General features: G+C 72.1%; 22 protein-coding genes. 9 read left to right on the top strand and 13 right to left on the bottom strand.

Annotated elements, in window-relative coordinates; genetic code table 11:
• Window positions 1–311: 311 nt before the first annotated feature.
• Together MPTA5024_RS44115 and MPTA5024_RS36990 are read right to left on the bottom strand one after the other, a co-directional pair.
• Window positions 312–1,619, bottom strand: a complete 1,308-nt coding sequence (locus tag MPTA5024_RS44115) for an RICIN domain-containing protein (protein ID WP_232326807.1) — start codon at window positions 1,617–1,619, stop codon at window positions 312–314.
• Window positions 1,620–2,393: 774 nt separating this feature from the next.
• Window positions 2,394–3,737: a hypothetical protein gene (locus tag MPTA5024_RS36990; RefSeq protein ID WP_157099936.1), complete on the bottom strand. Its 1,344-nt coding sequence runs from the start codon at window positions 3,735–3,737 to the stop codon at window positions 2,394–2,396.
• A 201-nt stretch (window positions 3,738–3,938) separates the two neighbouring features.
• On the opposite strand from MPTA5024_RS36990, the gene MPTA5024_RS36995 reads away from it, so the two are divergent.
• Window positions 3,939–4,427: an SRPBCC family protein gene (locus MPTA5024_RS36995; RefSeq protein ID WP_036333073.1), complete on the top strand. Its 489-nt coding sequence runs from the start codon at window positions 3,939–3,941 to the stop codon at window positions 4,425–4,427.
• 77 nt (window positions 4,428–4,504) lie between these two features.
• On the opposite strand, the gene MPTA5024_RS37000 is transcribed toward MPTA5024_RS36995, so the two are convergent.
• A complete protein-coding gene (locus tag MPTA5024_RS37000; protein ID WP_036333075.1) occupies window positions 4,505–5,197 on the bottom strand; it encodes a TetR/AcrR family transcriptional regulator in 693 nt (230 codons plus the stop codon).
• A gap of 53 nt (window positions 5,198–5,250) precedes the next feature.
• On the opposite strand from MPTA5024_RS37000, the gene MPTA5024_RS37005 reads away from it, so the two are divergent.
• Entirely contained in the window at window positions 5,251–6,495 is a 1,245-nt protein-coding gene (locus MPTA5024_RS37005; RefSeq protein WP_036333077.1) for an FAD-dependent oxidoreductase, read from the top strand.
• A gap of 342 nt (window positions 6,496–6,837) precedes the next feature.
• On the opposite strand, the gene MPTA5024_RS37010 is transcribed toward MPTA5024_RS37005, so the two are convergent.
• Entirely contained in the window at window positions 6,838–7,254 is a 417-nt protein-coding gene (locus tag MPTA5024_RS37010; RefSeq protein ID WP_036333079.1) for a MarR family winged helix-turn-helix transcriptional regulator, read from the bottom strand.
• 61 nt (window positions 7,255–7,315) lie between these two features.
• Here MPTA5024_RS37010 and MPTA5024_RS37015 point away from each other — a divergent pair, with 61 nt between their 5' ends.
• A complete protein-coding gene (locus MPTA5024_RS37015; RefSeq protein WP_051459144.1) occupies window positions 7,316–8,110 on the top strand; it encodes an alpha/beta fold hydrolase in 795 nt (264 codons plus the stop codon).
• Window positions 8,111–8,380: 270 nt separating this feature from the next.
• Here the strand turns inward: MPTA5024_RS37015 and MPTA5024_RS37020 are convergent, their stop codons facing one another.
• On the bottom strand, window positions 8,381–9,577 hold the full coding sequence (locus tag MPTA5024_RS37020) for a 5'-nucleotidase C-terminal domain-containing protein (RefSeq protein ID WP_036333080.1): 1,197 nt from the start codon (window positions 9,575–9,577) through the stop codon (window positions 8,381–8,383).
• 650 nt (window positions 9,578–10,227) lie between these two features.
• Here MPTA5024_RS37020 and rox point away from each other — a divergent pair.
• Together rox and MPTA5024_RS37030 are read left to right on the top strand one after the other, a co-directional pair.
• A complete protein-coding gene (gene rox / locus MPTA5024_RS37025; protein WP_036333082.1) occupies window positions 10,228–11,655 on the top strand; it encodes a rifampin monooxygenase in 1,428 nt (475 codons plus the stop codon).
• 154 nt (window positions 11,656–11,809) lie between these two features.
• Window positions 11,810–12,655 carry an alpha/beta hydrolase gene (locus MPTA5024_RS37030; RefSeq protein WP_084370319.1) on the top strand — a complete coding sequence of 282 codons (846 nt, stop codon included), beginning with the start codon at window positions 11,810–11,812 and terminating at the stop codon, window positions 12,653–12,655.
• 64 nt (window positions 12,656–12,719) lie between these two features.
• Here the strand turns inward: MPTA5024_RS37030 and MPTA5024_RS37035 are convergent, their stop codons facing one another.
• The 7 genes from MPTA5024_RS37035 to MPTA5024_RS37060 form a co-directional block, all read right to left on the bottom strand.
• The gene (locus tag MPTA5024_RS37035; protein ID WP_198167642.1) at window positions 12,720–13,469 is read right to left on the bottom strand and encodes a glycerophosphodiester phosphodiesterase family protein; all 750 of its coding nucleotides are present in this window, start codon (window positions 13,467–13,469) and stop codon (window positions 12,720–12,722) included.
• A complete protein-coding gene (locus MPTA5024_RS43085; protein ID WP_198167643.1) occupies window positions 13,433–13,609 on the bottom strand; it encodes a hypothetical protein in 177 nt (58 codons plus the stop codon). Before MPTA5024_RS43085 ends, MPTA5024_RS37035 begins: the two co-directional genes overlap by 37 nt.
• 129 nt (window positions 13,610–13,738) lie before the next feature.
• Complete coding sequence (locus MPTA5024_RS37040; protein WP_036333084.1) at window positions 13,739–15,100, bottom strand: MFS transporter; 1,362 nt, start codon at window positions 15,098–15,100, stop codon at window positions 13,739–13,741.
• A gap of 103 nt (window positions 15,101–15,203) precedes the next feature.
• On the bottom strand, window positions 15,204–16,802 hold the full coding sequence (locus MPTA5024_RS37045; RefSeq protein ID WP_036333086.1) for an ABC transporter permease: 1,599 nt from the start codon (window positions 16,800–16,802) through the stop codon (window positions 15,204–15,206).
• A complete protein-coding gene (locus tag MPTA5024_RS37050) occupies window positions 16,799–17,668 on the bottom strand; it encodes an ABC transporter ATP-binding protein (RefSeq protein WP_051459145.1) in 870 nt (289 codons plus the stop codon). The genes MPTA5024_RS37045 and MPTA5024_RS37050 overlap by 4 nt, the downstream gene beginning before the upstream one ends.
• Entirely contained in the window at window positions 17,668–18,237 is a 570-nt protein-coding gene (locus MPTA5024_RS37055; RefSeq protein ID WP_036333090.1) for an ATPase AAA, read from the bottom strand. Before MPTA5024_RS37055 ends, MPTA5024_RS37050 begins: the two co-directional genes overlap by 1 nt.
• Before the next feature lie 44 nt (window positions 18,238–18,281).
• A complete protein-coding gene (locus MPTA5024_RS37060) occupies window positions 18,282–19,289 on the bottom strand; it encodes an ABC transporter substrate-binding protein (RefSeq protein WP_063794863.1) in 1,008 nt (335 codons plus the stop codon).
• Window positions 19,290–19,969: 680 nt separating this feature from the next.
• Between MPTA5024_RS37060 and MPTA5024_RS37065 the strand changes: the two genes are divergently transcribed.
• On the top strand, window positions 19,970–21,022 hold the full coding sequence (locus MPTA5024_RS37065; protein ID WP_063794864.1) for a LacI family DNA-binding transcriptional regulator: 1,053 nt from the start codon (window positions 19,970–19,972) through the stop codon (window positions 21,020–21,022).
• A 70-nt stretch (window positions 21,023–21,092) separates the two neighbouring features.
• Window positions 21,093–22,034: a ribokinase gene (locus MPTA5024_RS37070; protein WP_036333094.1), complete on the top strand. Its 942-nt coding sequence runs from the start codon at window positions 21,093–21,095 to the stop codon at window positions 22,032–22,034.
• Window positions 22,035–22,050: 16 nt separating this feature from the next.
• Here MPTA5024_RS37070 and MPTA5024_RS37075 read toward each other — a convergent pair whose 3' ends face one another.
• Window positions 22,051–23,592, bottom strand: a complete 1,542-nt coding sequence (locus MPTA5024_RS37075; RefSeq protein ID WP_036333096.1) for a PucR family transcriptional regulator — start codon at window positions 23,590–23,592, stop codon at window positions 22,051–22,053.
• A gap of 114 nt (window positions 23,593–23,706) precedes the next feature.
• On the opposite strand from MPTA5024_RS37075, the gene MPTA5024_RS37080 reads away from it, so the two are divergent.
• Together MPTA5024_RS37080 and codA are read left to right on the top strand one after the other, a co-directional pair.
• Entirely contained in the window at window positions 23,707–25,158 is a 1,452-nt protein-coding gene (locus MPTA5024_RS37080; protein WP_051459148.1) for a purine-cytosine permease family protein, read from the top strand.
• Between the two features lie 40 nt (window positions 25,159–25,198).
• The coding region (gene codA, locus MPTA5024_RS37085; protein WP_084370321.1) for a cytosine deaminase at window positions 25,199–26,666 on the top strand (1,468 nt) is incomplete at its 3' end.

Consider the following 26,666-nt stretch of genomic DNA (forward strand, 5'->3'; position numbering starts at 1 on the left):
CGGCCGCGGCCGGCCGGATCCCCAGGACGACGCATACGGCGAGCAGGGGTAAGGCGACGGCCGTCGCCAGGGCGATGAACCTTCGTTTCACGGTCTTTCCTTTCGTCGTGCGGAACAGCAGAGGCGGGGTCTCGCCTCCCGGCCGCGTCGCCTTACGGCGCTCGCTCGTACGCGGAGTGCGGGCCGGGTGGGTGCGACGCGTATGGCCGGCCGGGATGGCCGGCGGATGACGGGTGTGCGTGTGCCGGGTGGCGTGAGTGGTCACGCGCACCCGGCACAAGGGCACCGACGGCCGGCGGGCCGTCGGGAGATCAGGTCCTGGTCCAGCGCTGGTTGGCCTGCCCGTTGCAGGTCCAGATCTGGACCTTGGTGCCGTTGGCGGTGCCGGCGCCGCTGACGTCCAGGCACTTGTTGGCCCCGACGGCGGTGATGGAACCGTCGGAGTTGAGGCGCCACTTCTGGTTGTTCTGCCCGTTGCAGTCCCAGATGATCACGCTGGTTCCGTCCGCGGTTCCCGCGCCGTTGACGTCCAGGCACTTGCCGCCGTAGACCCGCAGCTCACCGGCGCTGGTGGAGGTCCAGCGCTGGTTGGCCTGCCCGTTGCAGTCCCAGATCTGCAGCTGCGTGCCGTTGGTCTGGGAGGCGCCGGGGACGTCCAGGCACCGGCTCGACCCCGCACCCCGGAGCGCCGACGTCGCGGACGGAGTGCTCGTCGGGGTGCTCGTCGGACTGGAGGTGGGAGTCGCCGACGGTGTGGGCGTGGTGCCGCCGGGCGGGTCGAGCGGGCAGCTGGCCTGATACCTGGAGATGCCGTTCATGTTGGAAAGGGAGGGGCACAGGAACGGCGCGTAGCGGGTGTCCTTGTCGATGAACAGCTTCATCCAGATCATCTCGGTGCGGGCGAAGGCGCCCGAGTTGCCGCCGCCTCCGCCGGCGGGGAAGCCGTGGCCCTCGTTCGCGATCTCCACGTACGCCCGCTCGACGCTCCCGGGAATCGTGGTGTACGCGCTCAGGGCGTACGACGGAGTCACCGTGCCGTCGGTCTGGCCCGCGAACAGGACCGTCGGGATCCTGATGCCGGACAGGTCGCCGCCGGGCACGTACGGCGCCATCCCGATCGCGGTCATCAGAGAGGGACGCTGGATGGCGGCGAGGAGGGCGCCGCCGCCGCCCATCGAGTGCCCGCCCACGGCCAGCCGGTTGCGGTCGACCCGGTCGCGTACCGGGCTGCTGGTGACCAGCCAGTCAAGGGCGGCGAGCAACTGGGCGGCCCGGGCGTCGGCGTAGTCGTTGAGGGTGTTGGTCTCGATCCCGATGACGACGAATCCGAACGAGGCGAGCCGCGGCCCCTGCCAGGCGTAGTAGCTCCACGCGGTGCCGTAGCCGGGGGCGATCGCGATGGCCCCGAACGTTCCCTGGCTGGTGTCGGTCGGGTAGTAGACGACCCCGCCGCCGAAGCCGTTGCCCGCGGGAACCGTCACCTGGGCGGTGGCGAACGGCCCGCGGGCGGCGGCGACGCCGGCCGCGGTGGGGTCCGGTCCCCGCTGGAAGGGGTTGACGTCGGCGGACGCCGTGGGGGACAGCGCCGCCGCGCCGGCGAACACCAGGAGAAGGGTCACGAGACCCGCGAGGATCGCCTGGGGCGACCATCGTGACGATCCCGTTCCCGGTCGGTGGGTGCCGGAGGCTCGGCGCGGAGCCGTCCCGGAGACTTCGTCTGGCACAGCACGCTCCTGTGGGCTGGGGGTTCGAGGGAGACGACGTCGGCCAGTCGACGGGCCGGACGAGAGGGGTGCCGCCGAGGCGACCGCGGCCGGTGCCGGGTGGCGGCCGGCGCATGCCGTCCGTGGCCGGGGGAGGCGCTGCCGCAGGCCCCCGCGCCGCGGCGGTGCGCTCCCGCCTCCCTCTCGGACCGCCGCGCCGGCGACACACGACCTCCTGATGTGTTAGCGCTAACATTCCCGCGACGCGATCTACCGGCTCGCGAAGCCGGCGAAGCCGCTCAGTGCCTGTACGGGCGATCCCGAACGCGAGGCGAAGATCACCTCGGGGAGGTATGAGTACCAATTAGCTTCCGAAGACCACGGCCGGTCAAGACCCGAGTTTCAGACTCAGCACAAGCGGGCTCCGGATAGTGTGCGGCCATCTCCGGCTCCGTGTCGCCGTCGCGCCCGGCCGGGTTCCGTCCCCACCCGTCCCCACTCGTCGCGTCGATCGGACATCGATCCTGCTGAACGCGTCAGTCGCCGGCCGCCGATGTCTCCTGCTCTCCCGGCGGACCGCCCCACGCCTGCGCCGTGGCCGTCACACGGAAGCGGGACGCCGGCGCCGACCGGCCGGGATGTAAGTTTCAGGCTCCGCTGCCGCCGGTGACCGCGCGGCCGCCGCGTCGCCTAGCCGGTACGCCAGAGGGCGGCGTGGGAGACCTCGAAGCCGTTCTCCTTCTCCGCGACCACCGCGCCCACCGCGTAGACCTGGCTCGTGCCGGGCCGCCGGGCCAGGGAGGTGACCCTCGCCGTGTATCCGGACGGCGCGGGAATGCGGTGGCGGGTCCAGCGCCCGCCGGACAGATGCCAGAGCAGGTCGCCGCGGCCGAGCGCCCAGAGGCCGCCCCCGCCGTCGGGCTCCGCCTGGCCGAAGGTGGTGGTGCCCCACGCGGGGCGCGGAAGGCTCGACCCCGGCGGACCCCAGTTGCAGGTCCACGAGCTCCCGTTCCAGTGCAGGGCCACCGGGCGGCCCCTCATCAGAGGCTCGCCGTCGTCGTCGTACTCGTGCTCCATCAGCCACGAGACCCCGCCCACGACCCACACGTCATCAGGGCCGATCACGCCGACATCCCGGAGCACCGCGCGCGACACGTCGTGGCGCGGCGTCTCCAGGACGGGCACCCCGATCAGGCGCCAGCCGGCCTGCTCCCAGCGCGCCGCCGCGGGCTGCCGGCTCTGCTCCCCGCTCACGGCCCAGACGTGCTCGCCCTCGGAGCTCAGCGCCCCCGCCTCGATGGGCAGCGGGTGGTACTGCCATTCCTGTCCCGTCCACAGGAGCCCCACCCGCCCGTTCACGGCCCACGCTCGGCCCGCGCCGACGGAGCGCGCGGCGGTGTCGCCCCACCCGATCGTGCCGCCCACCGGTTTCGCCAGTGTTTCCGAACGCCACCGGCCGCCCGCGTAGGTGCTGACGACGCCGATCGTGTCCGCTCCCTTCCCGTCGCCGGCGTTGCCGAACAGCCAGGCGTGATCCGCCGAGGCGGCGGCGAGCGCGACGTAGCTCTGCGGACCGCGCCGGGGGAGGGGCGGAATCCGGAAGGTCTGCCATGCGCCGCCGCCGTCCCGGCGTCGCACCCCGCCCTCCCTGACCCACAGCGCGCCTCCGTGCTCCCACTCCTCGGAGAAAGTGGTCCAGAGCGTGCCGTCGGGGGCCGCGGCGAGCAGGTACATGGCTCCGCGGGCGCGGTCGACCCAGAGTGTGCGCCACGCCGTGGTGACGTCGGACGCCCGCAGGTCGTCGTGACTGTCCGGCGGCAGCGGGCACCTCGCCGGCCGGGCCGGCAACGGCTGGAGCTCCGCCGTGCCGGCCGGGCGTGGCGAGATCACGGCTGCCGGCTCCACGCCGGTGCGGCCGGACGACGGCATGCCCCCGCCGCCGGCCGTGGGTGCGCGATCAGGCGCGCCGGGACCAGAGGCGCAACCGGCGACCGCCGCGACCAGCACGGCCAATGCCCGGGTCGCCCTTCTCATGGCGGGAAGTCTCGCATGCCCGAGCAGGCGCGGGACACGTTCAGCGCCTGGGAGGCCGCCGGCGACGACGGCCATCGAGGTGTCTTCCGATTCTTTGCGTCTTCTTCGCGTCGAGGTGTCGGACGGCGTCGAGCGCGTTCGTAGACACAGTGAGAGGCCGGCAACGGGCCGGTCGCCCCTGTGACCGAGCTGACAAGGAGCGTGCCCACCGTGGACGAGGAGAACGTGAGCGCCACCCTGACCTTCGCCGTGCCCGTCGCACGGGTGTTCGCGGTGCTGGCGGACCCGACGACCCATTCCGCGATCGACGGCACCGGCTGGGTTCAGGAAGCCGTGGATCGGGCGCAGCTGACCGAGGTGGGGCAGATCTTCCGGATGGACATGTATCACGCCGGCCATCCGGACGGTGACTACCGGGTGGTCAACAAGGTCGAGGTGCTCGATCCGCCGCGCGCGATCGGCTGGCTGACGGGGTATGAGAAGGGCGACGGCCGGCTGGAGTTCGGCGGCTGGATCTGGCGTTACGACCTGGCGCCGCTCGGTCCGTCCGAGACCGAGGTCACGCTCACCTACGACTGGTCGGCGGTGCCGCAGTTCGTCCGGGAGCGAGGGATCCGGTTCCCGCCGTTCGGTCCTGAGCATCTCATCAACTCGTTGCACCACCTGGCCGAGCTCGTCTCCGGTAGGTGATGTCGTCGTCCGGGACGACCATCAGCAGCACATCGTGCCTCCCGCAGATCGGGCATGTCGGCGGGAGATCCTGAGCGTCACGCCGGCGGCCGGGCGAGTTTGGCGGCCACGGCGTCGAGGACCCATTCCAGGCCGGTCGCGAAGGACGTCTCAGCGTCCACCTCCGTGCCGTCGTGCACGAACTTCGCCAGCGCCGGGAAGCGGCCGGTGGCCAGCATTCTCATCACATGCGGGCCGGAGGCGCGCTGCCAGTCGCGGTCGGACAGGCCCGTGGCGCGCTCGGCCCGCAGGCTCGCGATCTCGCGCCTGATCGCGCCGGTGAAGTAGGCGCTGACGGTCTCCACGGCGCGCGTGACGGTCGGGAGGTCGGCGAGGCCGTCGAAGGCGGCCAGCGAGGCCTCCGTGACGGCGAGGGCGTTCGGGCCCAGGGCCGGACGGCCGCCGAGCAGGTCGGCCAGCCACTCGTGACGACGGGCGGCCTGCCTCGTGCGGTGGGCGAGGATGCCCAGGGCCTCCCGCCAGTCGCCGGGCTGCTCCTCCGGGAGGATCTCGGCGTAGATCTCGTCCACCATGAGGTCGAACAGCTCCTCCTTGGTGGAGATGTATCCGTAAAGCCGCATCGGGCCGACGTCCAGCCGGGCGGCGACCTTGCGCAACGACACCGCCTCCAGCCCGCCCTCGTCGGCCAGCGCGACGGCGGCGGCGACGATTCGCTCCCGGTCGAGCGGCGCGGGGCGAGTCGGCGGATCCGGCCGGTCCCACACAGTCATGGGGACATCGTACTGTTGCGATACATTGTCTCACCAAAATACAGTGTATCAATATGAGACATCGTATCGCCGTGATCGGCGGTGGCCCCGCCGGCCTGACCTTCGCCCGCGTCCTGCACCGCCACGGTCACCCCGTCACCGTCTTCGAACGCGACCCCGCCCCCGACGCCCGTCCGCCGGGCGGCACGCTGGACCTGCACGAACGGATGGGGCAGCTCGCGCTGGACAAGGCGGGGCTGCTGGGGGAGTTCCAGGCGCTGTCCCGTCCCGAGGGACAGGCCATGCGCATCTTGGACACGGACGGGGCCGTCCTCCGTGACTGGCCACCCCGTCCTGGTGACCGAGCCCATCCCGAGATCGACCGTGGGCAACTCCGTGACCTGCTGCTCGGACCTCTGGACGTCCAGTGGGGCCGGGGCGTGACGGAGGTGGTGCCGGGGACCCCGGATGGCGCGCTGGTCCGTTTCGCGGACGGGCGGCAGGAGACGTTCGACCTCGTGGTCGGCGCGGACGGCGCCTGGTCCCGGGTCCGGACGGCGGTCTCGTCCGCGACGCCGCACTACACCGGCGTCACCTTGGTCGAGACCTCCCTGGACGACGTCGACACCCGCCACCCCGGCCTCGCCCGGCTGATCGGCGACGGTTCCATGGCCGTGTACGGCGTGAACCGCGGCCTCGTCGCCCAGCGCAACAGTGGCGGCCACGTCAAGGTGTACGCCCAGTTCCGCGCGCCGCTCGACTGGCACACGGACCCGGACCGGCATCTGGGCCTGAACCGGCGCGCAGGGCTGGACGCAGGGGCGGACGTGGCCCTGGACGCGGGCCTACGCGCGGGCCTGGACCCGGGCCTGGACCCGGGCCTGGACCCGGGCCTGGACCTGGCCGACGCCGAGGCCGTGCGGTCAGGTCTGCTGGCCCTGTTCGACGGCTGGGCCGATCCCGTCCTCGACCTCCTCCGCCACGGCGCCGCCTTCGTCCACCGCCCCCTCTACGTCCTGCCCGCGCCCCACACCTGGACCCACGTCCCCGGGGTGACGCTCCTGGGCGACGCCGCCCACCTGATGCCCCCCTTGGGGGAGGGCGCGAACCTCGCGATGCTGGAAGGCGCCGAACTGGCCGAGTCTGTCGCCGCAGCCTCCGGGCCTGGCGACCTGGAGGAGGCCGTCCGCGCCTTCGAGGAGCAGATGTGGCCCCGGGCCGGCAGGTGGGCGGAGATCACGATGGCCGGTCTGGAACGCCTCGTGAGCCCGGACCCCGCCGAAGCCCTCGCCCTCTTCGACGAGGTCCAGCCGTCCTGACTGCCGGGCGAGGTGAGGACCCTTCCCGGCCGCACCGGACACAGTCTGGCGGGGCCGCCGGCGGCGGTCGCCGGGCGGTCTGGGCGAGGCCACCGCCGCCGTTATGGGGCGAAGGTGCGCCCCCAGCATCCCGGGTGTGGCGGGCGGCGGAAACGGCGGTGCCACCCGGCCTCTCGCATCACGCGATGCCCTGGCACAGGCCCCGAAATCAACACTCACCTCGTCGGCTTTCTCACCGAAGCGTAAAGGCGGTTCCGTTGCGGCGAGAGCCACCTTGAGCGCGGGGTGGAACGTCAGCCACCGGGCATGGCGTCACCCAGAACTGAGCCGGCGGAGCCCGGACTACGCGTCCTCCGCGATGAGGCGCTGGAGCAGGGCCAGCAGGGTCCTGCGGTCCGCGTCGGACAAGGCCCTGTAGCACCTGGCGAGCACCTCGTCGGCGACCTTGTGCCCGGCTTTCAGGACCTGCTCGCCGGAGGGGGTGAGATGGTGCTCGATGCGCCGGCCGTGCCCGGGCCGGCGCTCGACCCATCCCTGGGCCACCAGTCGACCGGCGAGGGTTCCGAAGGCCTGCTCGGTCTGGAAGGTCTCCGCGGCCAGCGCCCGGGCCGACGCCCCTGGGGAGCGGCTGATCGCCCGAAGGGCATCCCATTGGGCCAGCGTCGCACCGATCGCCGACAGCCCACTCTCCAGAGCCCGGTGCTGCCGGTACTGAGCCTGCTTGACCGCTCGTCCGAGCACTTGCAGATCGCCATGCACAGCATGAGCCTAGTACGGAACTAAGCTAGTTTAAATAAACATCTTTAGTTATGCTGCGTCCATGATTACAGAGCACCCCCTGTATGACGACCTGTCCCTCACTCTGTCGGAGGCCGGAGCCGGTAGACCGGCCCTGATCCTGCACGGCGGGGGCGGGCCCACCACGGTCGCCGGACTCGTCCAGCATCTTCGCCGCACGACACGCACCATCACGCCTGTGCACCCCGGCTGGGACGGCACCCACCGCCCCCCATGGCTCACCGGCATGGACGACCTCGCCTTGGCCTACCTGCACTACCTGCATCACCTGCGGCTGCGCGACGTCCTGGTCGTCGGCTCGTCCCTCGGCGGCTGGACCGCCGCCGAGATGGCCGTCCGTGACACCGCAGGGATCATCACCGGGTTGGTGCTGATCGACGCCGTCGGCGTGCATGTCCCCGGCGAGCCGATCCGCGACTTCTTCGCCCTCGACGCACGCGGCGTCGCCGAGTACGCCTGGCACGACTCGCAGCGCTTCTACGTCGACCCCGCCGGGATTCCCGCCGACCAGCTCGCGCGTCGGCAGGCCGACATGGCCACCATGCGCGCGCTGGCCGGAGACCCTTACATGCATGACCCCAAACTCCTTCGCCGGCTGAGACACGTCGACGTGCCCACGCTGCTGCTGTGGGGAGAAAGCGACCGGATCGTCACCCCCGCCTACGGCGCCGTCTACGCCGACGCCTTCGGCAACGGCCGACTGGAGGTGATCCCAGAGGCCGGCCACCTGCCGCACATCGAACAGCCGGCAGCCACCTTCGCCGCGATCGACGACCATCTACTCGAAGCGAGCACAGGTTCCATCGCCGCTCGGTGAGGAGTTGATCCTCCCCGGCGACTGAGAAGGCCGGTGCCGCCCCATGCCGCAACAGCCGTTGGGGTTGTTACGGAACACGTACTACCGGCACGAAGGGCACGATCAACGACGAGGAGTGGGCGGAGCTTCAGCGTCGAGCGAGGAAGGCCAATCCGAACTTGGGGGGCTTAGATGTGGCCGCCGACAGCGGATCGCCGGGCGGACCGCGTTCCGCCCGGCGATCGGCACGGCCGTTCCGGCGTCACGCTCGCCGGACCGGTCCGATTCCACTCATCGGATGGTGACGCGGTCCCCCTTGGGTGCCTGGACCGGCGAGTTCTTCGCGAGGTACGACGCCAGCGCTCCCATGTCGTCCGGACCGCCGTGGAAGACGCTGATGCTTCCCTCCCATTGCGGGAAGCCCTGCCAGCCGCCCACCAGGGTGTAGTTGGCCGCGATCTTGATGACCTGGGTGTCGGTCACGGGAACACCGTTGAGCGTGATCTCGGTGACCACTCCGCCCTCCACCGTGTAGCGAAGCGAGGCGGAGGGGGTGAGCACCCAGCCCGAGGGGTTCTGATAGGCGAGCAGCTTCTTGAGCTGCGCGCCGGTCAGCGATTGCACGTCGACGGCGAGCCCCGCCGGCTGGGTGGCGAACAGCTCGTCGCCGGTCACCGGACCGCCGTCCAGGCCCGTGGTGAAGCCGTACCTGCTGACGAGGGCGACCTCCGCGCCGGAAGCGGCCTGGACCGCGTCGAGGTAGGCGTCCGCGACCAGTTCGGCCAGGGGGCCGCCGCCGGCGGTCAGTCCGATGGGCTCGGCGGTGGCGCCGAAGACCTCCTCCCCACTCGGCGGGCTGCACTTGAAGTAGTAGAGCGTGTTGGATGTGAGACCGTTCGGCTGCTTGACCTCGATCTGCACCGAGTTCTTGCCCGTGTCCCAATCCCAGTCGAGCGTCTCCAGCGCCGTGGTGAAAACGGCGCCGTGGTCGGCCGGCACGTCGACGCTCTTCCACTCGCCGGTGCCGACGAGGCGATACTGGACGATTTGCGCTCCGGCGGGAAGCCCCTCGAAGGAGCCGTGAATCGTGAACGTCAACGGGCACTTCGACGCGGTGGTCCGTTCGAAGAATATGGTCGCCTTCCGCACCGGGTTCTGCGCCGGGTCGTCATTTCCGGGCGGCGGAGTCGCGACTTCCGCGGCGGAGACGGAGACGGCGTTCCACACGTCGCCGCCCGTGGGCTCTCCGGGACAGTCGACGGCGAACACGGCCCGCTTGGAGACGCTCCTCACGGGCGTGGACAGGCGCGCCTCGCCCCAGCCCCGCGCATCGCCGGTGACCTCGACCTGCGCGGACAGTCGCACGGTCTTCAGGCCTGTGCCGCCGACCCGGTACGTCTTCCGCCTGGTCCTGTCCCCGTCGCTGAAGACCCACCGGTACCGCAGCGCCGCCGGCGCCTGGACCTGGACGGTGGTGGACAACGTCACGACCGCCGGGCACTCACCGCTGTACGTCTTCGGCGAGGCCGACGCCGGACCGAACGCGACTGAATTCGGTGCTGCATACGCCGCCGGGACAAAGGTGCCGTACGCGAGCGCGACAATGGCCACCAGCCATCCGATTCGGCGCGCCGTCCTCCGTATTAACCCCACAGTATTCCTCTCTGGCGATCCACGGCAGGAATAACGGATCAGCCCGTTTCCCTGTGAAAGACATTAGCCGGAGCGACCGACAATTCCGTGAGGGGCGGAAGGCGCGGTAATGCGCCCCGCGCGCGCCAGAGGTATGGTCCGCTTTCATCCCGGGTGGTGTGAAACGCCCCGCTAGCCCGGAGGACGCACGGGGGCCCGGAGGGCGCACGGGCGGGCGGCGCGCGGGTGGGCGGCGCGCGGGTGGTCCTCGGGGCGGAGGAGCGAGGAGCCCTGTCCAAAGAAAAAGGCAGGGGCGCTACCCGCTCCCTGCCACTCTCAATCTATAGCCCACCGGGGGGCTTGCGGCAAGACCGGGGTCATGCAGCAGAATCTCCGGGCCGGAGCCGGAACCCGCGGAAATCAGGGATTCGCGGCGATCGCGCGTGCGCCGCCTGACCGTGCGGAGTGGCCGGCCCGGAAATCCGATCTCGATGAATGGGTGGTTCATGTTCGACGTGATCATTGTCGGCGCCGGGCCGACCGGCTTGATGCTGGCCGGCGAGCTGCGGCTGCACGACGTGCGCGTGCTCGTGCTGGAGAAGGACGCGGAACCGACCGTCATCGTCCGCTCGCTCGGCCTGCACGTGCGCAGCATCGAGGTGATGGACCAGCGCGGCCTGCTGGAGCGATTCCTCGCGCACGGCCGGACGTACCCGCTCGGCGGGCACTTCGCCGGGATCGACAAGCCGCGCCCTGACAGGCTGGACACCGCGCATCCGTACATCCTGGGCATCCCGCAGCCCGTCACCGACCGCCTGCTGGCCGAGCGCGCCACCGAGCTCGGCGCCGAGATCCGGCGCGGCTGCGAGCTGGTGGGGCTGAGCCAGGACGACCACGGGGTGACCGCCGAGCTGGCCGACGGCACGCGGCTGAGCTCGCGCTACCTCGTCGGCTGCGACGGCGGCCGCAGCACCGTGCGCAGGCTGCTCGGGGTCGGCTTCCCCGGCGAGCCCGCGAGTAACGAGTGGCTGGTGGGCGAGATGGAGGTGACCGAGGATCCGGCGACGGTGGCCGCCGTCGTCGCGGAGGTCCGCACGACCCATCGCGGGTTCGGCGCCGGGCCCGTCGGCGACGGGGTCTACCGGGTCGTCGTGCCCGCCGCGGCGGTGGCCGAGGACCGCACGGTCCCGCCGACCATCGAGGAGCTCGCGCAGCGGCTGCGGGTGTTCGCCGGCACCGATTTCGGGGTGCGGTCACCGCGCTGGCTGTCCCGGTTCGGCGACGCGACCCGGCTGGCCGAGCGCTACCGCGTCGGCCGGGTGCTGATGGCCGGCGACGCGGTGCACGTCCACCCGCCGCTGGGCGGGCAGGGGCTCAACCTCGGCGTCCAGGACGCGTTCAACCTCGGCTGGAAACTGGCCGCCGAGATCGCCGGATGGGCGCCCGAGGGGCTGCTGGACAGCTACCAGGCCGAACGCCGCCCGGTGGCCGACGACGTGCTGAACATCACCCGTGTGCAGTCCGAGCTGATGTCCCTCGAGCCGGGCCCCCGGGCCGTGCGCCGGCTAGTGGCGGAACTCATGGACATCGAGGAGGTGACCCGGCGCCTGATCGAGAAGATCACCGCAATTGGAATCCGGTACGACTTCGGCGAGGGACACGAGCTGCTCGGCCGCCGGATGCGGGACGTGGTGCTGAAGCGGGGGCGCCTCTACGAGCTGATGCGCGGCGGACGCGGGCTCCTGCTCGACCGGACCGGCCGGCTCTCGGTGGCGGGCTGGGCGGATCGGGTCGACCACGTCGTCGACGCGGGCGAGGACCTGGACGTCCCCGCCGTGCTGCTGCGGCCGGACGGCCACGTGGCGTGGGCCGGCGACGATCAGCAGGAGCTGCTCGGGGCGCTGCCCCGATGGTTCGGCGCGGCCACCGGCTGAGCGCGCGTCCGCGGCGGGCGGGAATCCCAGCCGGGGCCGGCGGCGTCGCAAGGGTTCCGTCCGGACCCTTTCTTGGCCGGACGTGGGGTTAGCGCCGCATCGCCTGAGGCATCAGACCCAGGTCGGCGCGCCCCAGGCGGACCCGGGGGGAACGATGAGACGCTCACACGGCACGACGGTCGCGTTCGCGGGGATGCTCGGCGCGGCGGTGGTCGCATCGTCCGCCGCCCCGGCGCCGGCCGCCACCGGGTCCGGGCCACTGCCCTGCCCGTCACCGGCCCGGTCCAGGCCCACGGTCGTCCTGGTCCACGGGGCCTGGGCCGACACGTCCAGCTGGAACGGCGAGGTGGACGCGTTACGGCGCGCCGGCTACGACGCGCGGGCCGTCGGCAACCCGCTCCGCGACCTGAACGGCGACGCCGCCACCGTCGCGGGTTTCCTCAAGACGGTGACCGGGCCGATCGTGCTCGTGGGGCACTCGTACGGCGGCTCGGTCATCACGAACGCCGCCGCCGGAATCCCCAACGTCAAGGCCCTCGTGTACGTCGACGCGGCGGCACCCGCCGTCGGCGAGACCACCGGGGCCCTCAGCGGCCGCGGCTCCGCGCTCGGGGCGAACCCGGGCACGCTCTACGACAGGGCGCCGTACGCCGGGGCGCCGCGGGGGGCGGCCGACCTCTATCTCAAGAGGGACGTCTTCACCCGCGACTTCGCGTCGGATCTCCCGAAGGACACCGCCGAACGCCTGTGGGCCACCCAGCGGGCCGCCTCGACCACCGCCTTCACGACGCCGTCGAGGGCGGCGGCGTGGCAGAGGATCCCGTCGTGGGCCTTCGTCAGCACCGGCGACCGGATCATCACGCCGAGTTCCAAGCTCTCGATGGCCCACCGGGCGCGCTCGAAGGTCACCCGGTTCGAGGGCGGATCCCACCTCAGCCTGATCTCGCATCCCGGCGCGGTGACCGCGGTGATCGCGTCCGCCGTCTGCTCGGTGCGCTGACCGGAGGGCCCAGAAGGCAGACGCCGCCGCCCCGGCCGGGACGGCGGCTCCCGTCACGACGGTGTCAGCGGGGCTCGTAGGCCTTCGGCAGGCGCATGCCGCGCCGGGCCATGATGTCCCGCACCCGGTTCGGGTAGTCGGTGATGAGGCCGTCGATCCCCATGTCCATGAGGGCCTCGATGGTGGCGGGGTCGTCGCATGTCCACGGGATGACCCGCAGGCCGCGGTCGTGCGCGTCCGACACCATGGCGGTGTCGACGTAGAAGCCGAAGTTCGGGTCGGCGACGGTCCCGTTCTGCGGGAAGCCGTACACCGGGGACACCGCCCGGACGCCGGGGACGGCCGCGGCGGCCGCCACGAAGTCGCCGCCGAAGTCGTCGGCGTCCAGGCCGCCGAGCCACGGCGAGGCGCCCGGCTTGCCCACCTGCAGGAAGTCGTAGTTGGTCAGCGCCACCAGCGGCCACGCCGGCGCGAGCCGGTGCATCTCCATCAGCGCGCCCCAGTCGAAGGACTGGATGGTGACCTGGTCCTCGATCCCCGAGGCGTGGATCTCCTCGTACACCCGGCGGACGAACAGCTCGCGCGGCGCGGTCTGCTCCGGTGCGCCGGCCTCGACCTTGGTCTCGATGTTCAGCGTGACCTGCTTGGCGTGGTAGCTCTTGACGAGGTCGAGCACGTCCTTCAGCTCGGCCATCCGGAAGCCGTGGATCACCTCCTGCTCGGGGAAGCCGGGCAGCTGCCGGTACCCGCAGTCCATGGTCTTGATCTGGGCCAGGGTCAGGTCCTTGATGCACTTCCCGACGTACGGGTACATCGGGTCGCCACCTGCAGGTCGAAGTGGGTCTTCTGGGGCAGCACGCCGGGGCCGCCGGCCGCCGACGCGTGGGCCGCGGCCGCGGGCGCGACGAGCGCCGGGACGACGGCGAGGCTCGCCAGGACATGGCGAAAGAACATGAAGAGGCTCCGCTCCATCGGTTCGCTCCAAGCCGGACGACCCTAGATCGCGTCACGCCCGGCGGGTGCTGCCGTGGCCTGAGGGGGCCGTGAACGTTCGCGGAACGGATGGGACGGAGGCCGTGCCGCTCAGAGCCGGGGCGCGCGCTGCTCGGCCGGCTCGGCCGCCGCGGGCGGCGTCTCGATCGGGACCGAGACGAGCCGCGCCGCGACCGCGCCGATCGCCGTCAGCGCGAACGGGTACACGCACAGGTAGAACCGGAACGCGAGCCCGGTGCGGGTGCCGGGGTCGTCGCCGGAGTTGTAGCCGAAGAACACGCCGAGCGACGTGAGCGCGAGCCCGGTCACGATCCCGTTGAGCCGGGTGAAGAAGCCGAACGCGGACAGGAAGAGCCCTTCCCTGTGCTCCCCGTTGCGCGCGGCGTCCGCGTCCAGCACGCGCGCGACGATGAGGTCGTTCGTCGCGAGCATGCCCGACCACCCGGCGCCGACGAGCACCCCCGCGGCGACGGCCGTGACGAGGCCCGTGGCGAAGAACAGGGCGGCGAAGCCGGCCGCGAGCACGGCGAAGGCGAGCCGCCAGGCCCACAGCGCGCCGCGGCGCGCGACGACCCGCGTCCACACCGCGAGGCCGCCCGCCGAGACGAGGATGACGACGCCCTGGAGGTAGAGCGCGGTCCCGACCGGGAGCCCGAGCGAGTAGCGCACGTACAGCTGGATGCCCGACAGGACGAGTGCCATGGCGATCCCGTAACAGGCGCCGGTGAGCCCGACCGTCCAGAACATCGGGTTGCGCACGATCGACCACACGCTGGGCAGCAGCGGCGCCTGCTCCCGCGTGGAGTAGCGGGGGTTCTCGCGGGCGCCGAGCGCCATGAACACGATCACGACGAGCGCGACCGCGCCGTAGACGATCGCGGTGATCTGGAACCCCTCGGTGGATCTCTCGGTGCCGAACACGCGGGTCGTGAGCAACGGGGTGACGGCGAGCGAGATCACGAGCGCCACGAGCTGGAAGCCCTGGCGCAGTCCGTTGGCGACGGCGCGGTCGCGCTCCCGCGGGTACAGCTCGGGGAGCAGCGCGCCGTAGTTCGCGTTGAGCATCGAGTCGAAGGCCTCGCACAGGATCGCGAACACCGCGAACCAGAGCAGGAGGCCCGCGCCCCGCAGAGAGGCCGGCGCGGAGAAGAACGCGATCATGCAGGCCGTGAGCATGGGCGCGCCGACGAGCAGCCACGGCCGCCGCCGGCCGAACCGGCTCCGGGTGCGGTCGGAGAGGTGACCGAGCAGCGGGTTGTCGAGCGCGTCGATGATCGCGTAGATCGCCATGACCGCGCCGTACGCGCGGACGTCGAGCCCAAGGATGTCGACGTAGAAAAGGATCATCGATCCTTTGATCATGTTGATCGGGATCGAGGTGCCGAACATCCCGATGGCGTAGCGCCACGCGGGCGTCCTCATGGGGGCGGACGCCGTACCGGGCTGGGACACGCGATCATCCTCCTTCGGACGCCGGCCTGGCGCTGACGTTACCGTCGCGGCCGAAGGAGAACAGCGGATGAATCGGAATCGGTCGTGCCGGCCCGAAGCCCCCTCACTCCACGCGTTGCGGCGCGTACCGAGCGATCACCGGACGTTCCAGGGCGGCGACGAGCGCGTACAGGGCGACGGAGACCACGACGATGATCACCGATCCCGACCAGAGCGCCCCGAAGCGGGAGGCGGTGTAGTCCGCGACCAGCAGGCTGCCCAGCCCCTTGCCGCTGGCGAGCCACTCCGCGAGGGTGGCGCCGGCGACCGCGCCGGGGATCGCGACGCGCGCCGACGCGAACAGGGACGGAAGGGCGTACAGCAGCCGTACCTTCCTGGTGACCGTGAGCCGTCCGCCGCCGAGCGAGGTGACGACCTCACAGGCGAGCGCGGGGGCCGCGCGCAGTCCCTGGCTCACCGTCACGAGCGTGGCGAAGAAGGTGACCACGGAGACGACGACCGTGACGCCCAGCAGTCCGCGCCCGAAGACGAGGGCGAGCAGCGGCGTGAGGGCCACCAGGGGGATCGACCGCAGCACGATGCCGAGCGGCAGGACGATCTGCTCGACGCGGCGGAACGCGACCAGGACCGCGGCGACGAGCGACGCGGCGACCATCCCCACGGCGTAGCCCACGCCCGCGTCGACCAGCGTGGTTCCCAGCGCGGACAGCAGGCGCCCGCGGTTGCCGGCCGCGTCCTCTCCGGCGAACAGGTAGGCCGCCACGTCCGCCGGCGTCTTCGCGAAGTACGGGTCGAGGGCGAACCCCCGGATGACGGCGTACCAGACGGCCACGACCAGGAGGATCGACCCGGCCAGTCCCAGCGTCCCCGTGAGGAGGGACCGCACCCGGCCGCCGGACACCTCGGCGCCCACGGCGCCCGCTCCCACGCTCACGTCCCGGCCCGCCCACGGGGTGAGACGGCGGGCGATGATCGCGACCACCGCGTAGCCCAGGCCCGCGAGCGCCGAGATCACGAGCGCCACCGCCCAGGTGCGGGCCACCTGGAACGACGACTGCGCCTGCACCAGCATCACGCCGAGCCCGCTGCTCGACCCCAGGTACTCGCCGATGATCGCGCCGAGCAGAGCCGAGGGTGCGGCGATCTTGAGGCCCGCGAACAGGCTGGGCAGCGCGTAACGCAGGCGGAGCGTGCGCAGGATGAGGAATGAGCCGCCGCCGAGGGAGCGGACCAGGTCGAGCGCGTTCCTGTCGGCGGACCGCAGCCCCAGGACGGAGGCCGTCAGGGTGGTGAAGAAGACCGACAGCCCGGCGAGCGCCTCCTTGGGCACGTCTCCGGGCAGCACGACGACGAGGATGGGCGCGATGGCGACGAGCGGCACGCAGTAGCTCGCGACGGCGATGCGCAGCAGCAGCCGCTCGACGGCCGGGACCTGGACGAAGACGCCGGCGAGCGCGACCGCGAGGACGTTGCCCCAGAAGAAGCCGATGCCCGCCTCGGACAGCGTGGTGGCCATGTTCTCGGAGTAGATGTTCCGGTCGTCCCACAACGCCTGCAGCACCGCCCACGGCTGAGGGACCACCCGCGTGCCGGCGAAGATCCGCGCGAGGACCACCCAGACCAGGAGCAGTCCGGCCGCGCCGGCCGCCGCGGCCGCCCAGGACCGGACGCCGCCGCGCCGGGCCGCCGTGCCGGGGGTCACCTGACGTCCCCGGGGGAGCCGAGCGGGCCGGGGTCGCCCTCACCTCCGCCGCCCTGCCCGAAGAGCAGCTCGCTGAGGCTGTCGCAGAGCGCGTGGAACTCGGGAGACCGCGTGAGCGCGACGTCCCGCGGTCGCGGCAGGTCGATCCGCACCACGTCGATGATCCGTCCCGGCCGGGCGCCCATCACCACCACGGTGTCGGCGAGGAACACCGCCTCGCTGATGGAGTGGGTGACGAGCAGGGTCGTCGTCGTCCGCTCCAGCCAGATGCGCTGCATCTCCAGGTTGAGCCGCTGGCGGGTCATCTCGTCCAGCGCGCCGAACGGCTCGTCCAGCAACATCACCTCCGGCTCGCCGGCGAGGGTCCGGGCGAGCGCCACCCGCTGGCGCATGCCGCCGGACAACTGGGCGGGACGGGCCTTCTCGAAGCCGGTGAGCCCGGTCAGGCGCACCAGGTCGGCCACCGCCGTACGGCTGACGGGCCGGCCCGCGACCTCGAAGGGCAGCGCGATGTTGGCCTCGACGCTGCGCCAGGGCAGGAGCGCGGCGTCCTGGAACGCCACCCCGATCCGGTGCTCACGCCGCAGGTCGTCGGGGGAGCGGCCGTGCACGTGCGCCGTGCCGGACGACGGCCGTTCGAGACCGGCGAAGATCCGCAGCAGGGTCGACTTCCCGCATCCGGACGGGCCGAGCAGGGCGGTGAACTCGCCGCGTCCCGTGTTGAGGTCGACGTCGCGCAGCGCGGGGACCTCGGCGGCCCCCACCGTGAAGGTCCTGCTGAGCGCCGCCGCGGTCAGGCCCACGGTCGCCGGCGCGCCGCCGTCAGGCGCGGGGGACTCCTGCCGGCCCGCTGTCACCCGTCCCATCATCCCGCTCCCAGGATGGCGAGCAGCCGCTCGCGGTAGGAGGTGTCGCGGCCGGGGAGCTCGTTGTCCACCTTCGACCCCTCCGTGAGGAAGTGCGTGATGTCGCGGCCCATCTCCTGCCCGCGGCGGGTGTGCATGTCGAGGGCGTAGTCGGGGATCTCGGGGAGCCGCTCCCCGCTGCCGAGCACGTGGACGGTCCACTGCGCCAGCTCGTCGGTCGTGCGGTCCTTCGTGCGGCCGGCCAGGAACCGCACGGCGTGCACCGCGAACAACCACCTGTCGCCGTTGCCCCGGGGGAGGCGCTCGTGCATGCGGTACAGGGAGTCGACCACCACGGGCTCGGTGAAAGCGCCGCTCCCGACGTCCTCGCACGACATCACCAGGAGACGCGACCACATCACCTCCTCCAGCTCGCCGCTGCTCTCGTACATCTCGCGCGCGACGAGCAGCGCGTTCTCCAGGAGGCCGCGGCGTACGGACTTCTGCAGGGTGGAGATCAGTTCGTCGGCGGGGAATCCGCGCAGGCTGGTGACGCGCGTCCAGGGGTCTTCGGTGTGCGGGACAGGCACTGCGGTGCGCTCCTGTTGGGTGTGGACGGTAACCGGAAGGGACGTCAGAGGCGGGTCTTGCCCGCGTAGACGTCGCGGAGGACGGTCGTGTCGAACAGGTCCTCGGCGGTCGCCTTGATGCCGAGCGAGGTCAGCGTGGCGATGTTGGCCGCGATCCCGTCGGCGCTCATCGTGAGGAGGCCGTTCGTCTTGGCGTCCCCGGTCTCGATGACCGACCGGAACGCCGCCGCGGTCTTCCGCTGGGCCTCCAGGTCGAGGTTGAGACTCTTGCCGTACTTCTCGACCACGAGCTTGGCCGCGGCGTCGGTGTCCTTGAGCGCGTCCTGCCACCCGCGGACCGCCGCTCGGACGATCTTGACGACCAGGTCGCGCTTGTCCTTGTCGGCGAGCGTCTGCTCGCGCACCAGCAGCACGTCGGCCCAGACGTTGTAGCCGTAGTCGCCCAGCGTGAACGCCGTGGTCTTCACGCCCTGGAGGTCCAGCTGGATCGGCTGGTTGACCAGCAGCGACATGAACGCGTCGCAGTCCCCGGCCACCAGGGGCGACGGGTCGAACTGCACCGGCACGATGGTGACGCTCGCCGGGTCGATGCCGTTCGCCTTGAAGACGGTGTTCATGATCTCGACACCGCTCTGCTGGACGCCGAGCCGCTTGCCGACCAGGTCCTTCAGCGTCCTGACCGGAGCCGAGGCGAGCGACATGATCGCGGTCGGGTTGGTCTGCATGGTCGCGGCGACGATCTTCAGGCCGGCGCCCTGGTTGCGCGCCTTGGCGATGGTGTCGACGGAGTCGAGCCCGACCAGCGCCTTGCCGCTGACCACGAGCGGCTCGACGACGACGGACGGGCCGCCCGGCGTCAGCGTCACGTCGAGCTTCTCGTCCCGGAAGTAGCCGGCGTGGTCCGCCATGAACAGGCCCATGTTCTCGACATTGGCCACCCACCCGAGCTGGAAGTTCACCTTCGACGGGCCGGACGCGGAGGTGGAGGACGACGAGCAGGCGCTCAGGGCCGTGCCGGCGGCGAGCAGGGACATGCCTCCGACACCGGACATGAAGGCGCGACGAGAAAGGGACGCAGGCATGGAAGAACCTTTCTGGGGGGTTGAGCAGACGGCCCGGCGGAGGACGGGGACTCACGCCGGCCGGTGGAAACCGCCGGCCTGGTCGGGGCCGTGGGACGGAGTGCCGTTCCCGGACATCCGGAGAACGGGACGACGAGACGGGGGAGCGAGGCCCGCCTGCCCGGTGGGCGGGCGGGACCGGTCCCGTCGTGCGCTCGAACTGCAAACGGTTTCCCTCGAACGCGGGACAGGCGCCGGAGTCCGCGCCGTCCTTCAGGGACCGATCACGGACACTCCTCGGACAGGTGCGCCGCTGGGAAAGCGGCACGGTGGTGCGCATAACTGCTGGTAGGGACGATTGCTCTGATCTCGATCGCCTGTCAAGTGGCCGACGGCAGAAGTAACACGGCGACACATATTCGTGACATCTCCTTCCACCGCCGGTGGGGACACGGGAGCGGAGGCATCTGCCGATGCCAGGGTACTGACAACGATTTCACTTGATTGCCGCCAGTGCAACGGGCGGACGGACCCGAGTTCCGTCGCGAGCGTCGCGGAGGCCTCCCGGACCGGGGCGGATAACAACTCCGCAACAGGGGGCACCCGTGCTGTTGACCGGCGCGGGTGCAAAGGTGCAACCATTCTCTGACAACGGTTTCACCAGGAGCAGAGTGGTCACCATCCATGAGGTAGCGGCTCGTGCAGGCGTGTCCCCCGCGACCGTTTCGCGTTTCCTGCGTGGCCGGCGGGTGCGCGCGTCCGCGGCGATCCAGACGGCCGTGGACGAGCTCGGCTACTCGCCGAGCGCCGCGGCCCAGTCGCTGAAATCGGGGCGCACGTACACCATCGGCGTCGTGGTCCCGGACATCACCAATCCCTACTTCGCCGCTGTCGTGAAGGGGATGGAGTCGGTCACGCGGACGGAGCCGTACCGGATCCTGCTGGGCAACAGCGACGAGAGCGGCGAGCGCGAGGACGACGTGATCGCCGACATGGTGCGGCGGGTGGACGGCATCGTCCTGGCTCCCGCCACCGAGCAGGACAGGACCCCGCTGAACGTCAGGGACGCCGGCGTGCCGCTGGTGTTCGTCGACCGGGACCTGGCCGACGGTGAGGACTTCGACGCGATCCTGGTCGACAACGCGGGCGGGGCCCGGCAGGCGGCCGAGCATCTCCTGGGCCTCGGGCACACCCGGATCGCGGCGATCAGCGGACCCGTCGACACCACACCCGGCCGCCGCCGTCGCGAAGGCTTCCTGGAGACGCTCGCCGCCGCGGGCATAGCGATCGCGCCGGAGCACGATCTGATCGGCGACTTCCGCGAGCAGAGCGGCTACCAGCTCACCCTGTCCCTGCTCTCGCTCCCCGATCCCCCCACCGCGGTCTTCACCGCGAACAACCTCATGACGCTCGGCGCCCTCAAGGCCCTGCATGACATGCGCGTCGGCGTTCCCGACGAGATCAGCCTCATCGGGTTCGACGACCTGGACACCGGGCCGCTGCTCCGGCCGCCGCTCACCGTCATCGACCGGCCGATGGTGGAGCAGGGCGTCCTCGCGATGCGGCTGCTCCTGCGCCGGCTGGACCCGCGGCACGTCGACGACATACCGCGCCGCGTCGTCCTCGGCACCAAGCTGGTCGACCGGGCGTCGACCGCGCCGCCGAGGACGTCGCCCGCCGGGACCGCCGCGCCCTCCCCGGCCGGAAGGACCCGGGCGCGATGAGCCGGCTCGGCCGCCGGGGAGCATGCGCCCGCTCAGGCGCGACACCACTGCTCGGTTTGGAGAGGATCGCATGAGACCGGATGGCGTGCTCGTCGTCGGGAGCATCACCGCGGACGTCACCGCGTACAGCAGGCGACTGCCACGCCCCGGCGAGACCGTGCTCGGCTACGACTGCAGCCTCGTCCTCGGCGGCAAGGGCGCCAACCAGGCCGTGGCCGCCGCCCGCGCCGGATCGCCGACCTGGCTCGCGGGGTGCGTGGGACGGGACCCGTTCCGCGACATCGTCCTGGCCGAGCTCCAGGCGTACGGCGTCGCGCTGTCGCAGGTCCGCACGGTCGAGGGCCGCACGGGCATCGCGCACATCCGGGTCGACGCCTCCGGCGAGAACGACATCGTCATCACCCCGCTGGCCAACGCCTCTCTCGGCACGGACGCGGTCGACGAGAGCATCCGTGCCGTCGAGGGCGAGGTCAGCCTGCTTCTCCTCCAGCTGGAGGTCCCCGTGCCGGTCTCCTGCCACGCGGCGAAGGCGGGCGCTGCCGCCGGGCTGACGGTCGTGCTCGACCCGGCCCCCGCGCAGGAGCTTCCGGACGACGTGTGGCAGCACGTCGACATCGCGACGCCCAACGAGAACGAGGCGAGCGAACTGACCGGGGTGCGGGTCACCGACGTGACGTCCGCCGAGCGGGCCGCGTCCTGGTTCCTCGACCGCGGCGTGGGGCACGCCCTCATCACCCTCGGCTCGGCCGGTGCCCTGTCGGTGACCGCGGCCCGGACCCGCTATTTCCCCGCCTACCAGGTGAAACCCGTGGACACGACGGCCGCCGGGGACGCCTTCACCGGCTTCTTCGCCGCCGCCCTCGCCGCCGGGCTGGACGACGGCACCGCCATCCAGCGCGGGATGGCCGCCGGCGCGCTCGCCACCACCAGGACCGGGGCGAGTCCCTCGCTCCCCGACGCGGCGGCGGTGGAGACGCTCATCCGGACCAACCGGGCCGGCGACGTGGGGTGAGGCGCCGCGGGCGCCCTCACCCTGTCGGGGAGGCGTCGCCGAGCAGGTGGCGGGCGCGCAGCGCCAGCAGCAGGCCGGCCCGGGTCCAGGGAGCCTCCACGTCGGCGTCGAGCAGCTCGCCGATCCGCCGCAGCCGCTGGTAGAGCGTCTGACGGCGCAGGTGCAGCCGGCGGGCCGCCTCGGCCTTGCCCTCGGCGGAGGTCAGCAGGGTCTCCAGCGTGTCGAGCAGCCGGGTGCCGCGGCGCTCGTCGTAGTCGATCAGCGGGCCGAGCTGCTCACGGACGTAGCGGGCCAGTCCGTCCACGTCGTAGGCCCGCAGCAGCGCCCGCTCCGCCCCGAGCGCGGCGGCGTCGGCGACGTGCGTGCGCGGCGCCACCTGACGTGCGAACGGCAGCACGAGCCGCGCCTCCGTCACACTGTGGACCAGGTCCTCGACCGCCCGGGCGGGCGGCCCCACCGCGCCCGCCCCGGTCACCGGGAGGGCGTCGGCGAGCTCCGCGGACAGGCGGGCCGCGAGCCGGCGCGGCGACCCCGGGCCGGTGGGCACGGTGAGAACGGTGCAGCACAGGCCGTCCGCCTCCGCCGTCACGAGAGCGGGCGACGGCAGCGACCGCGCGCCCGGTGGCGCCGACGCCGCTCGGGCGGCCCGGTCGAGCGCCGCGAGTGCCAGGCCAGGGTCGTCGTCGCGCGCCAGCGCCACCACGTAGCCGTCCGCGGACAGCGGCAGCCCGGCCGCCTGCGCCCGGGCCCGCAGACCCTCGCGGTCGCCCCGGCCGGAGAGCAGGGCCGCGACAAGCCGGCGGCGCTCCGAGCTGTGGGAGACCGCCTCGCGTTCGCCGCGCAGCAGGCCGAGCGCCACGATCTCGGCCGCGCGTTCCAGGGCCGCCTGTTCGACGAGGCGTTCGCCGTCCCCGTGGCGGGTGAGCAGCCACCCCCACACGGCGCCGTTGAGGACGACGGGCGCGCGATCCGGCTCCCGCTCCCCGCGGCGGGGACGGGCCCGGTCGCCGGCCGTCATCTCGCCGAGCGGTCCGGTCAGGGACACGGGACGGTCGAGGACGGCGGCGAGCCGGGCCACCAGTTCCCCGACGGAGCCGCCGTTGGCGAGCACCTCCGACAGGCCGCGCGAGACCTCGTCCATCCGGCGCAGCCGGTGCACGGTGACGTCGACGATGGTGCTGTTCACCGCCTCGGTCACCTCGACGAACGGCACGAGGGCGCGGAAGCCCAGCAGCGGCAGTCCCAGGCGCTCGGCCTCCTCCACCATGTCCACGGGGGCGGTCGTGAAGAACCGGCACAGCTCCAGGGCGACGCCGGCCACCCCTCGTGTGGCGAGGTGCCGGACGTACGCCCGTCGCTCCGCCTCGCCCCGTCCCTCCAGTCCGAGGCCGGTCGTCAGCAGCATGTCGCCGTCGCGGAGCAGCGGGGCGATCTCGTAGATGTCGCTGGAGTGCAGCCAGCGGATCGGCCTGTCGAGAAGGTCGGCGCCGGAGAGCACGACCGGGTCGCCCCGCTGCACGACGGGGTGCCTGATCAGGTCCGACAGGCAGATCGCCATGTCAGGTTGTCTATCACGACCGCGGCGTCTGTTGACGGATCGTCCATTGTCGTCCGACCCGGCCGAAGACGAGACTTTCCACTTATATCGGGGCTCCGGCAAAGGGAGCGGCACATGCAGAGTTCAGCGGGGAATCCGGCGGCGCGGACGGCCGACGCCAGGGAGGCGGTCGAGCACCGGTTGCTCCCCGTGCCCGACGAGGCCAGGACGTCCACGGCGGGCCATCAGTTCTGGATCTGGGCGGGCGCGAACCTGGCGCCGATCAACTGGGTCCTCGGCGCGCTCGGCATCGGCCTCGGCCTGAGCCTGGCCGACACGGTCGTCGTCCTCGTGCTTGGCAACGTCGTCGGCATGGCCGTCTTCGGCTTCTTCGTCCTGATGGGGCAGCGGACGGGCGTCAGCCAGATGGTGCTCTCCCGCGCGGCGTTCGGCCGGCGCGGCGCCTACCTGCCGGCCGCGATCCAGGGTGTGATCGCCATCGGCTGGTGCGCCGTCAACACGTGGATCATCCTCGACCTGGTCATGGCCCTGTTCGCCAAGGTCGGCATCTCCGGCGGCACCGGCGTGAAGATCGTCGTCGCCCTGTTCGTCATGGCGGCCCAGGTGCTGATCGCCGCGTTCGGGTTCCGGGCGATCGCCACCTTCGAACGCTGGACGGTCCCGGTCACCCTCCTCGTCGTCCTGGCCATGTCGGTCATAGCGTGGACGCGGACCGGCGTGCACTGGGACTGGGCGGGGCAGCACCTCACCGGGGGCGGGCGGCTGTCGGCGATGAGCACCGTCATGACCGCCATCGGGATCGGGTGGGGCATCACCTGGTTCGCGTACGCCTCCGACTACTCCCGCTTCGTCCCACGTGAGATGCCCCGGGGGAGACTGTTCTGGGCCTCGGTGCTCGGCCAGTTCGTCCCGGTCGTCTGGCTGGGCGTGCTGGGCGCCACGCTGGCGACGGTGAGCCAGAAGGTCGACCCCGGCGAGCTCGTGGTGGGCGCGTTCGGCGCGCTCGCGGTGCCGCTGATCCTGCTCGTCGTCCACGGGCCGATCGCCACCAACATCCTCAACATGTACTCCTGCGCCCTGTGCGCGCAGACCCTCGACTGGAACGTCGACCGCCGCAGGCTCACGTACGGCGTCGGCGTGCTGGCCACGGTGTTCACGATCTTCCTCATCTACCAGCAGGACTTCGCGAACACGCTGGACGCCTGGCTGGCCGGCATGGTCACCTGGGTGGCGCCGTGGGCGGCGGTGGTCCTCATCCACTACTGGCTCTTCGCCCGGGAGCGCGTCGACGTGGACGCGCTGTTCGAGCCGGCGGGCGCGGGCCGCCTCGCCGACGTCCGCTGGTCCGCCGTCGTCGCGTTCCTCGCCGGCGCTTTCGCCACCTGGGCCTTCTCGTACGGCGTGCCCGCGTTCCTGCAGGGGCCCGGCGCCCGCGCGCTGGGCGGCGTCGACCTGTCGTGGCTGGCGGGGGCGGTCGTCTCCGCGCTCGTCTACTACGTCGCCGGGAGGCGGTCGGCCGCCGTCCCGGGCATGGTGGGGGAGACGGGCGTGCGGCACACCGCCTGATCGTTCGCATCCATTCGGGACCGCTTGATCGGGGGAACAGGTGACAGATCTTCTGGTGCGCGACGGCCGGATGCCGGGCCGGTCCGAGCCGGTCGACGTGCTCGTCCGCGACGGCAGGTTCGCGGCGATCCGCCCGGCCGGCTCCGTCCCGGCCGGCGGGCGGGTCATTGTGCTGGACGCCGAGGGCGGGCTGCTCACCCCGCCGTACGTCGAACCGCACGTCCACCTCGACTCGGTGCTGACCGCCGGGGAGCCGCGGTGGAACGAGAGCGGCACGCTGTGGGAGGGGATCGCCCGCTGGGCCGAGCGCAAGCCCCTGCTGAGCCGCGACGACGTGGCCGGCAGGGTGCGGCAGGTGCTGCGCTGGTACGTCGCGAACGGCGTGCTGCACATCCGCAGCCACGTCGACGTCACCGACCCGTCGCTGGTCGCGCTGCGGGCCCTGCTGGAGGTGCGCGAGTCGGTCCGTGACGTGGTGAACCTGCAGATCGTCGCCTTCCCCCAGGAGGGCGTGTGCTCCTTCCCCGACGGTGAGCGGCTGCTCGGGGAGGCGGTGCGTCTCGGCGTGGACGTGGTCGGGGCGATCCCGCACTACGAGGACACCCGCGAGGACGGCGTGCGGTCCCTGGAGATCGCCGTCGCCCTCGCCGCCGAGCACGGCCTGCGGGTCGACGTGCACTGCGACGAGATCGACGACGAGCAGTCGCGGTTCGTCGAGGTGCTCGCGACCCAGGCGCTGCGGACCGGCCTGCGGGACCGCGTCACGGCGAGCCACACGACGGCCATGGGCTCCTACAACGCCGCCTACGCCTACAAGCTGCAGCGCCTGCTGCTGCGCTCCGGCGTGAACCTCGTGTGCAACCCCATGGTCAACCTGCACCTGCAGGGCCGCTTCGACGACTACCCCAAGCGCCGCGGCCTGACCAGGGTCAAGGAGATGCTGGCCGCGGGCGTCAACGTGGCGTTCGGCCACGACGACATCATGGACCCCTGGTTCCCGCTGGGCACGGCGAACCCGGCGCAGGTCGCACTCGTCGGAGCGCTCGCCACCCAGATGACCGCGCCCGCGGAGATCGCCGAGTGCCACGGCATGGTGACCGAGCGGGCGGCGGCGGTCCTCGGCCTGGACGACGGGTACGGCCTGGCCGAGGGGAGGCCGGCGTCGTTCCTGGTGCTGCCCGCGCAGGACGGCGTCGACGTCCTGCGCCGCCAGGTGCGGCCGCGCTTCGTCGTCGCGAGGGGCCGCGTGGTGGCCGAGACGCCGAAGGCCGACGCCGTGCTCCGCTGGCCCGGCGAGGAGCCCGGGCCGGTCGACTTCGTCCGCGACGCCGACCGGCCGGAGACGGCCTCCACCCGGGTCCGGCTGTCCGTGCCGGAGCCGCCGGAGGTCCTCCCCGAGCCCGACGGGAACAGGGTGCGCCTGTCCGTGCAGGAGCCGCCGTCGGCCCATCGGGAGCCCGAGCCGGGCAGGGTCGGGCTGTCCGTGTCCGAGCCGGGCGCGGGCGGCG

The organism is Microbispora sp. ATCC PTA-5024 (genome assembly GCF_000511135.2).
Taxonomy (GTDB): domain Bacteria; phylum Actinomycetota; class Actinomycetes; order Streptosporangiales; family Streptosporangiaceae; genus Microbispora; species Microbispora corallina.